General features: G+C 36.6%; 9 protein-coding genes. 5 read left to right on the top strand and 4 right to left on the bottom strand.

Going from position 1 to position 8,658, the window contains the following annotated elements:
- Nucleotides 1–103: 103 nt before the first annotated feature.
- Complete coding sequence (locus A3SG_RS0116305) at nt 104–1,567, bottom strand: aminoacyl-histidine dipeptidase (protein WP_016991073.1); 1,464 nt, start codon at nt 1,565–1,567, stop codon at nt 104–106.
- Between the two features lie 362 nt (nt 1,568–1,929).
- On the opposite strand from A3SG_RS0116305, the gene A3SG_RS0116310 reads away from it, so the two are divergent.
- Nucleotides 1,930–2,709 (top strand): hypothetical protein, encoded by a 780-nt coding sequence (locus tag A3SG_RS0116310; protein WP_035664399.1) that lies wholly within the window; start codon nt 1,930–1,932, stop codon nt 2,707–2,709.
- A gap of 82 nt (nt 2,710–2,791) precedes the next feature.
- Here A3SG_RS0116310 and ltrA read toward each other — a convergent pair whose 3' ends face one another.
- Complete coding sequence (gene ltrA / locus A3SG_RS0116315; protein ID WP_016991075.1) at nt 2,792–4,087, bottom strand: group II intron reverse transcriptase/maturase; 1,296 nt, start codon at nt 4,085–4,087, stop codon at nt 2,792–2,794.
- A 770-nt stretch (nt 4,088–4,857) separates the two neighbouring features.
- On the opposite strand from ltrA, the gene A3SG_RS0116320 reads away from it, so the two are divergent.
- On the top strand, nt 4,858–5,241 hold the full coding sequence (locus tag A3SG_RS0116320) for a hypothetical protein (RefSeq protein ID WP_198008533.1): 384 nt from the start codon (nt 4,858–4,860) through the stop codon (nt 5,239–5,241).
- Here the strand turns inward: A3SG_RS0116320 and A3SG_RS21940 are convergent.
- Together A3SG_RS21940 and A3SG_RS20190 are read right to left on the bottom strand one after the other, a co-directional pair.
- Complete coding sequence (locus tag A3SG_RS21940; RefSeq protein WP_232226408.1) at nt 5,238–5,483, bottom strand: hypothetical protein; 246 nt, start codon at nt 5,481–5,483, stop codon at nt 5,238–5,240. The two genes, A3SG_RS0116320 and A3SG_RS21940, sit on opposite strands and share 4 nt — an antisense overlap.
- A gap of 2 nt (nt 5,484–5,485) precedes the next feature.
- Complete coding sequence (locus A3SG_RS20190) at nt 5,486–6,148, bottom strand: transposase (protein ID WP_410501003.1); 663 nt, start codon at nt 6,146–6,148, stop codon at nt 5,486–5,488.
- Nucleotides 6,149–6,950: 802 nt separating this feature from the next.
- On the opposite strand from A3SG_RS20190, the gene A3SG_RS0116340 reads away from it, so the two are divergent.
- From A3SG_RS0116340 to A3SG_RS20940, 3 genes are all read left to right on the top strand, one after another.
- On the top strand, nt 6,951–7,148 hold the full coding sequence (locus tag A3SG_RS0116340; protein WP_157485514.1) for a hypothetical protein: 198 nt from the start codon (nt 6,951–6,953) through the stop codon (nt 7,146–7,148).
- 9 nt (nt 7,149–7,157) lie between these two features.
- On the top strand, nt 7,158–7,649 hold the full coding sequence (locus A3SG_RS0116345; protein WP_016991081.1) for a DUF2237 family protein: 492 nt from the start codon (nt 7,158–7,160) through the stop codon (nt 7,647–7,649).
- A 420-nt stretch (nt 7,650–8,069) separates the two neighbouring features.
- Complete coding sequence (locus A3SG_RS20940; protein WP_157485516.1) at nt 8,070–8,525, top strand: hypothetical protein; 456 nt, start codon at nt 8,070–8,072, stop codon at nt 8,523–8,525.
- The last annotated feature ends 133 nt before the right edge of the window (nt 8,526–8,658 follow it).

Here is an 8,658-nt window from a genome sequence, read left to right on the forward strand (position 1 = left end):
TTTCGAAAATTACTTTTCGAAAAGCCTCTTTTTATGTATTTAAAAATAGTAATTAGTAGCATTTCTCAGTAATAAACTGAAAACTGCGACTAAGAACTGAATACTATTTTACAGGTATATTCGCTAAAATCTCTATCAAAAATTTCCAGAATTTTTGAGAGCTAGAGATACTGGCTCTTTCATCAGGTGAATGTGCGCCACGGATAGTTGGTCCAAAAGAAATCATATCCATATCAGGATAGTTGGTTCCTAGAATCCCACACTCTAATCCTGCATGACAGGCTACTACATTCGGTTTTTTGCCAGTTTGCTTCTCATAAATAGGAACTAAAACATCCATGATTTCTGATTCTGTATTTGGAGTCCAACCCGGATAAGATCCAGAAAGCACAACTTCGCATCCCATTAATTCAAAAGCAGATGTCAACCCGTTTGCTAAATCAAACTTAGACGTTTCTACAGAGGAACGCGTTAAACATTGCACAGAAAGCTTCCCTTCGCCTAAAACTACCTTAGCTACGTTATTAGACGTTTCGACTAAATCAGCAAAGTCAGCGCTCATCCTGTACACTCCATTGTGTGCAGTATACATCGCTCTAACAAAATAAAACTGAGCGATAGACGGCATTACTTTTGCTGGAGCGCTATCTAATTTCTCAAACAATACCTCTAGATTAGGTTCGGTCGTTTTAAATTCTGTTTTTATGTCATTAACCACTTGTTGCATATCATATACAAAGGCTTCATCATACACGGACGCAATAATCACCTTAGCCACACTTTCACGCGGGATCGCATTACGAAGGCTTCCTCCTGTGATTTCTGCTATTTGTAATCCAAAATTATCAAAACCATCATACAACACACGGTTCATAATTTTATTGGCATTACCCAGTCCTTTGTGAATATCCATTCCAGAGTGCCCACCATTGAGTCCTTTTACGGTGATAGTATACCCTACTGACCCTTCAGGCGTTTCCTCTTCATCATATTCAGCAGTGGCGGTAACGTCAATTCCACCAGCACAACCAATGTCGATTTCGTCATCCTCTTCAGTATCTAAATTCAACAGAATTTCGCCTTGTAGGATTCCGCCTTTAAGGTTTAAGGCTCCAGTCATTCCGGTTTCTTCATCAATAGTAAACAAAGCTTCAATTGCAGGATGCGCAATATCTTTACTTTCTAAAACTGCCATTATTGCGGCAACACCTAAACCATTATCAGCACCAAGTGTAGTTCCTCTAGCACGTACCCAGTCTTCGTCAACATACATATCGATACCTTGTGTATCAAAATCAAAAACAGTATCTGAATTTTTCTGGTGCACCATGTCTAAATGCCCTTGCATCACTATCGCTTTACGATTTTCCATTCCTGGAGTCGATGGCTTGCGGATAATCACATTACGAATATCATCTTCAAAAGTTTCTAATCCAAGGCTTTCACCAAAATTTTTCATGAACGCAATCACACGTTCTTCTTTTTTTGAAGGGCGCGGAATAGCATTCAAATCGGCAAACTTATTCCAAAGTACTTTTGGCTCTAAATTTCTTATTTCTTGACTCATCTATTGTTATAATTTGATATTAAATATTAAAACTCAAAGTTACGACCTTTAAATTCTTTATCCGAGTTACAAGCCTATTTCTCCTCCTAAAATTAGTGCACTATTTTGGGCGTGCCCCCACTATAAAAAGGGGCACACTTATTTTTGCTTCTATAAAGCCCCTTTCTATACTGCTGTCAGGCTTTCAGCACTACTTCGGTAGCTCGCCTCAATCCTTCACGCAGTCAACTACTAACAGTCAGCCTTACAGAAAGAAAGGAAAATCTTTAATGGTACTATCGGATATTTAAAAGATGTATATATTTGATCTTATATATGAGTTGTGCGTTATCTTACCCGAAATCACCGAAAAAATATTAAATATGGAAAAATGTTTTGTAATTCAACCTTTTGATAATGATAAGTTTGACAAACGATTTGTTGATATTTTTGAACCTGCTATTAAAAATGCAGAATTGGAACCGTACAGAATTGACAAAGATTTAAGTGTAAGAATTCCAATTGAAGAAATAGAAAAAGGAATTGCAGAAAGCAGAATCTGCTTTGCGGAAATAACAAGTGATAATCCAAATGTTTGGTATGAATTAGGTTTTGCTTTTGCTTGCAACAAAGACGTTATAATGGTTTGTTCGGATGAAAGAATTGGAAAATTTCCTTTTGACATCCAACATCGACATATTATAACTTACAAAACAAGTTCAACAAGTGATTTTTTAACTTTAGGAGATACAATTACAAGAAAAATAAAAGCATTTCAACTAAAATCAAATACAATAAAACAACTAAATATAACTCCAGTTGTAGAAACTGAAGGCTTAAAAGGTCACGAAATCGCTTTATTAATATTAATGATGGCAAACCAAGTTTCGTCTGAAGATAGTTCTGCTGTTTATACGCTGAAAAATGAAATGACAAAAGCAGGTTATACGGATATTGCAACAAGCGTTGGCATAAGAACCTTAACAAAGTTAGGAATGATAGAAACTTATAAAGAAATCGATAATTGGAATAATGTACAGGAATTTATTGCTTGTAAATTACTTGAAAAAGGAGAAAGTTGGATTTTAAGCAACCAAGAGCAATTGGAATTCAGAAAAAAGAGTAATTTCGAAATTCCTGCAGTTGATGATTTACTATTCTAAAAGAAAAGACAACGCACAATCGAGTAGACGGCTCCGCCCCTAATGGAACGGAGTGCGCCTCTCACACCACCGAGCGTACGGGTCACGTACTCGGCGGTTCGCAAAGAGATGGATTAAGTGAGATGTAAACATCAGTCAATGATTGATACCCTTTTTGTTTTAAGCGTTTTAAAGTGATGGTAGTTCCTAAAATTGGACTCTGAGCAATCGCCCAACCACCTTTTCGAGTTCGACTCCATGCATAGGCGTGGTCTTGATCAATTCCTAATCGTATGAGGTTTTTCCTCTTCCTTTCGGGTTTCTTCCAATCGTGCCAAATGCAGTATCGAAGTCGGTTGCGAAGCCAGCCATCTATATCCCGTAATTTCCCCATAATATTCGTTCCCCGAAAATAGTTTAACCATCCTCGTTGAATTTCGTTTATCTTGGCAATACGGTTTTCTAGCTTGACTGGAGCGGTTTTGCGGCTAATGCTTTTGAGCTTTTCTTTGAGTTTCTTCCACGCTTTTTCTGCCACTACCAACTGATAATCGTTCTTGCTTCCTTTCTTGTAAGTTGGCACAAATCCGAATCCCAAAATAGTGAAGTGAACGGGACGTTTTATCCCGCTTTTCTCCTCGTTGATAGTCAGTTTTAGCTTCGTTTTCAAGAATTTTACAAGCGCTTGTGCTGTCGCTTTTGCCCCGTTGTGGCTCGTGCAATAAATACTAAAATCATCGGCATAACGTACAAATTTATATTTGCGTTTTGTCATTTCTTTGTCCAATTCGTGGAGCAAAATATTCGACAATAGCGGACTCAAAGGACTTCCTTGTGGAACTCCTTTTCGCCTTTTATGTAATTTCCCTTTGATTTGTATCGGCGCGCGTAGCCATTTTCGAATGAGTCGCATCGTGGTTTTGCATTTCACTTTTCGATGTACTAAATTCAGTAATAAACAATGGTCTACTTCGTCAAAGAAGTTCTTGAGGTCAATGTCCACAATGTGGTTCAACCCTTGATGGATGTAGTCCCGTGATTGTCCAACAGCTTGTCGGGCATTCTTGTTGGGACGAAATCCAAAACTATTACTACTAAACTCGGTTTCGAATAATGGTGCTATAACCTGCGAAACGGCTTGCTGCAACACTCGGTCGGTAGTGGTAGGAACTCCTAGAAGACGGACTTTGCCGTTGCTTTTGGGGATTTCTACGCCCAAAATGGGATGAGAATAGTAGTTTCTGTTTGCAATATCGTCAAGCAATTGGGGTTTTCGATTAGGAAAACTCTCTTTGAGTTGGTGGGTTTTTAAGCCATCAACTCCCGCACTGCCTCGATTGGCAATAACGTGTTCCAACGCTTTTTGAAGATTGTAAGGATGTACTACTCGTGCAATCATTTTGTTGTTTTAATCGGTTAACCTGTTCTTGTTTCTCAGGGCTATCCGCCGTGGCGGATTCCGTTGAAAATTAAGAACCTTTTTGCGTTCTGTCCTTCCTTGATTGTGAGACCTATGCAGTTTCTATTTGCAACTCGTTGCCACAAGTACTATGACTTCTGCTGACTTCTTGACCTAACCAACTCGTGGTTGTCAAGACCTCCCCCGGTAAGAGCTCTTTCCTTCCGTCTATTCCCGCTGCATCTACATCTAATAGGTTTTTGTAAACTTCGGACTTTACGTTGCTGTGGACGCTTATCCCCTACTAAATGCCTCTTATGCAATTTCTGCTTGGTTTATCCTGAGCGTAGCCGAAGGGTCGGTACAGACTTTTGCCGTTTCGCTGCCTTCACTGCATACCTCACGGTAAACCAGCTTGCGACGTGCTAATGATTCGGGTTTTCAATCCGCTCATAAGGGACTTACACCCTCTGGAAAAATATCAGACTGTATCATTTGTTTTCTAATCCAAAAAGTCTAATTTCGAATCGAGAACAAACGATTTACAATCTGCTTCCTGCTCATGCAGGGCACACACAGCTGTTTTGATATAGCTGGAATTTAGTGGAATTATCGTTTCGCATCAAGTTTTCGTTAAGCCGGAAATAGAGCGTTTACGAACTTCCAGCCATCTCAAAGTGGCATAACGTTGGCGGTCAGTTTAGCCGAACGAAACGAAAACAGAACTTTAGACGAGAAATTAAATAATTGAAGAATTTAAAATGGAAATTTTGAAAAACTTTTTTTCTAAAACTTATTATTTTTGGTTTATTTCAAGAATATTATTAATCATTGCTTTTTCAAGTGCTGTAATAAATCAGTTTGATTTATACTCAAAAAGCAAAATATTAGTTACTTCATTTATAACTTTCTTAATTTTTAATATGCTAAATTTATTCGAATTCGAAATCCTGAAAAAGAGGCCTTCATTATTCGCTAAGCAATTTGTTGGGATTGTTTCAATATTTTGTGGTTTCCTATTAATTTATTTAATATTGTTTGTCGGTGAAAATAAATATGGTTTCAAAAATTTTGGATTTTTAATTGTCCCATTTTGGATTATGTTATGTGGTTTATGGGAATTGAAAAAAGAAACAAAAATTAAACAAATTTAAAAAGCATAAAACAAAATAAATAAAAAACCGAACCGCCAACAGATAAGGGTTCGTTGGGCTTGAAAAGCCAACAATGAACCCGCGGTTGAACGGAACCGCTCTACTTCCGCCACTATGGGGATATCGATAAGCAAGTTTAGGTAATTCAAGAGGACAAAGCGTCCTCTTTTTATTTTAGCCGTAAAGTAGGCTGTTTTTATCGTGTTTTTCTTCACATCATCGCATACGTGCCCTACCCACAAAACTATTTTTTGTAGGGAGCAGCTCTTTGGCTAATGCCAAGATAGCAAGCAGGCGGTCGTCTTTGGTCAAATACCAAAATGGTGTGCAAATTTCCCGTTTTACAACATTGGCACTTTCTGATTTTCGATTCTTTGGCTACTTTTATTTGGGGTTTTACTTTTAGTTTATCTTGTAAAATCTTTAATTTCTCTCGTTTCCAATTGCTACTCAAAAAACCATAATGCCGTATTTTTACAAAACCCTTGGGCAAAATATGAAGCGCAAAACGGCGGATAAATTCCTCGTGCTTGAGGGTCATGCTTTTGCGTTGCCCGTTCTGGCGGTAATCTTTGTAATGAAAACTTACATTTTGATCATCAATGCTTTTTATTCGGTTGTTACTAATGGCGATTTTATGGGTGTAACCCCCCAGATATTCTACCACTGAATTCGGATTCCCAAAAGGCTTTTTACCAAATACTACCCAAGGTTTCTCCCATAACTGTTTCTTGACTTTAGTGTGTTTATCAGGACTTCTTTCTTTTAGCTTCTCGCAATATTTTGCTCCAAAAACTTTGGACAACGCCTTGACTGGGAACAAAAATTTACCATTGCCTCTCATGTTTTGCCAATTCCATTTTTGCCCCTGCCTCCCCGGCAAGCAAAATGCAATCCAAGTGTGCAATGAGTACTTTGTGTTTGAGCAGTTGACAACTTGTAAGCAACCGCAAAACTTCCTCTTTACTGAGAACTGTTGGGAGTTCTTTATCGTGTTTAATCGACGGTAAATGCAAAAATTCATAAGGCAATGCTTCTTATTTTAAAAGAAACCGAAGTCCGTAAACACGGTACTTGAAATAGGTTTATGAAGGTGTTTTAGAACGCTTTTGTAACATAAACAAGTATTCTTGCACTTGTTCTATGTCCAATTCAGTGGGGATTTTACCGAAATATAATGCCATCGCGGCAATTTGAAGCTATTGAAGAAGAAAGCAAAAATGAAGATTCTATATATGTTGATTTGCCAAAAATAATTATCAAGCTATTAGAAGAGCAATTTTAGATTTAAATGAATTTTACAAGAATAACATTGCCTAACATCGTGTATAATCACTGACTTGTCCTCGCCTGCTTACGGAAATTCTCCAGCGCTAAGAAGTGTCCATGAAAAAACGTGATTGCTCTTCGATGGTCTTTGACCTCGCTCCTTCCTAAAACCGAAATATTGTGCTTAAATCTGTAAAGTAAAGCCTCAAATATAGGCACTTCAGCAACCGCGCGATTGATGATTGAAGTTGCTACAACTAAATCATCTCCTTTTTTTGTCGTTGTAAATAATTTTTAATTAATTTTACAAGAGATTAATATTTTCCGGTAAAACGATACCATAGGTTTATTTCAATAACGGTTACAAACTTATTGGCCGTTCGTTACATGATGTGATTATTGAACCGATGCGTGCATAATTAATCCCTAATTTTGATGCAGTGAAAAATAGCACGTTGGCGAATAGTACTTTACGTGCAGGTATTTCTGGCGAACGCTCATCTATTTTTGCGTTGTGTGAAGGACAAAACATCGCTGATAAAGTGGCCGTCATTATGAGTGAAGCCTATTTAGATATCAGAATTTCATTTGATATTCATATTTCAAAAATAAATGTTCAAAGCGTAAAAATTTTATAAATAAGCATCATGAAAAAATCAATTTTACTATTTTTATTTGTGTCAACGATAACATTGGGACAAAATAAAGAAGTGCAAAAAAATTGTTTAATTACAAAAGAAACTACTACTTCCACATTAAATAAAAACAAGATGAAAAAGCAAGAAAAAAACGTGCTCGGAACAGCTTTAGAAATGGCGAGTTTAGAACCGCTAACAGGATTTTACAGAGATGGTTTTTGTTCAACTGGTAGCGCTGATACAGGAATTCATGTTGTTGCGGCAGTATTAACGGACGAATTTTTAAACTATTCTAAATCAAAAGGCAATGATTTAATTACGCCTAATTTAAACTATAATTTTCCGGGATTAAAATCGGGTGATGTTTGGTGTTTGTGTGCCAACCGATGGAAAGAAGCTTTAAAATCTGGCGTTGCTCCACCTGTAATTTTAAAAGCAACAAATGAAAAAGCGTTAGACATTATTTCATTAGATGATTTAAAGTTACACGTTGTAAAATAAAAGGTACGAGATACGAGCTGCGAAGTACAAGGTTCGAGTCCCAGCCAGCTCCACAAAGTGTCCATGAAAAAAACGTGATTGCTCATCGCTCCCCGATAACTATCGGGGCTAAACTAGGCGCCTTTTATCTTCTTATTCAAATAACACCGCTCCTAGACCAAATTATATTGCTGCGAAGTCGGAGAATTTCGCAGAGCGGACATGGTTTTTATGCAGACCTGGGTGAGCTGGGGTGTTTATATTCTCAAAGTTATTACAGATACTAACATTTTTACAGTCAAAATCATTCTAAACAAATAAAATAACTTCAATTGCATTTAACTTAGATCAACAAAAAAATGAAAATCAATTAAAATTTTATTCATAGCAATTTTATTAGTTGCAGTTGCTTCAAATGCTCAAATAAACAAAGGAAATTGGATGATGGGAGGTAGTGGAGCAATTGGAAATTTTAAAACAACATCTGGAGAAAGTAGCAGCACATCTACTTCGTTAACAATTTCGCCAAATATAGGATATTTTTTCATTGATAAACTTTCTGTCGGACTAGCTGGACAATTCAATTATGTTTTTCCGAAAGGAGATTCCAAAACCATAATTTCAAATAACGTTTCCCCATTTATTAGATATTACTTTTTAGAAAAAGAAAAGCAAATAAATGTTTTTTCAGAAGCACGTTATGAAATTATAAGAATGAGTAATATTGATCTTAAGGCAGATACATTTTTAATTAAAGCTGGTGCTGTATTCTTCGTGAATAGTAGCGTTGGTATTGAAGTTGCATTAAATTATTCAACTCAAAAAACTAATCGAAATTTTGAAAATCGAGCGATATATTTAAATGTTGGTTTTCAAATACATTTAGAAAAAGAATAAAAAAATTAAAAACAAACATAAATTCCTATGATTAGGAATATTCGTAATGAATCTACCAAAAAAAAGATAAAATTATCATACTGAAAAATAACGCATAAAAGGCATCTGGTAATGATAACAGCTGTTCCTATGT

This window comes from Flavobacterium sp. ACAM 123 (assembly GCF_000264055.1).
GTDB lineage: Bacteria > Bacteroidota > Bacteroidia > Flavobacteriales > Flavobacteriaceae > Flavobacterium.

What these genes read in the sequence shown, in the direction of transcription:
- A3SG_RS20940 (WP_157485516.1), top strand. Translation starts at nt 8,070, where the DNA reads ATGATGGGAGGTAGTGGAGCAATTGGAAATTTTAAAACAACATCTGGA.
- A3SG_RS0116345 (WP_016991081.1), top strand. Translation starts at nt 7,158, where the DNA reads ATGAAAAAATCAATTTTACTATTTTTATTTGTGTCAACGATAACATTG.
- A3SG_RS0116305 (WP_016991073.1), bottom strand. Translation starts at nt 1,567, where the DNA reads ATGAGTCAAGAAATAAGAAATTTAGAGCCAAAAGTACTTTGGAATAAG.
- ltrA (WP_016991075.1), bottom strand. Translation starts at nt 4,087, where the DNA reads ATGATTGCACGAGTAGTACATCCTTACAATCTTCAAAAAGCGTTGGAA.
- A3SG_RS0116310 (WP_035664399.1), top strand. Translation starts at nt 1,930, where the DNA reads ATGGAAAAATGTTTTGTAATTCAACCTTTTGATAATGATAAGTTTGAC.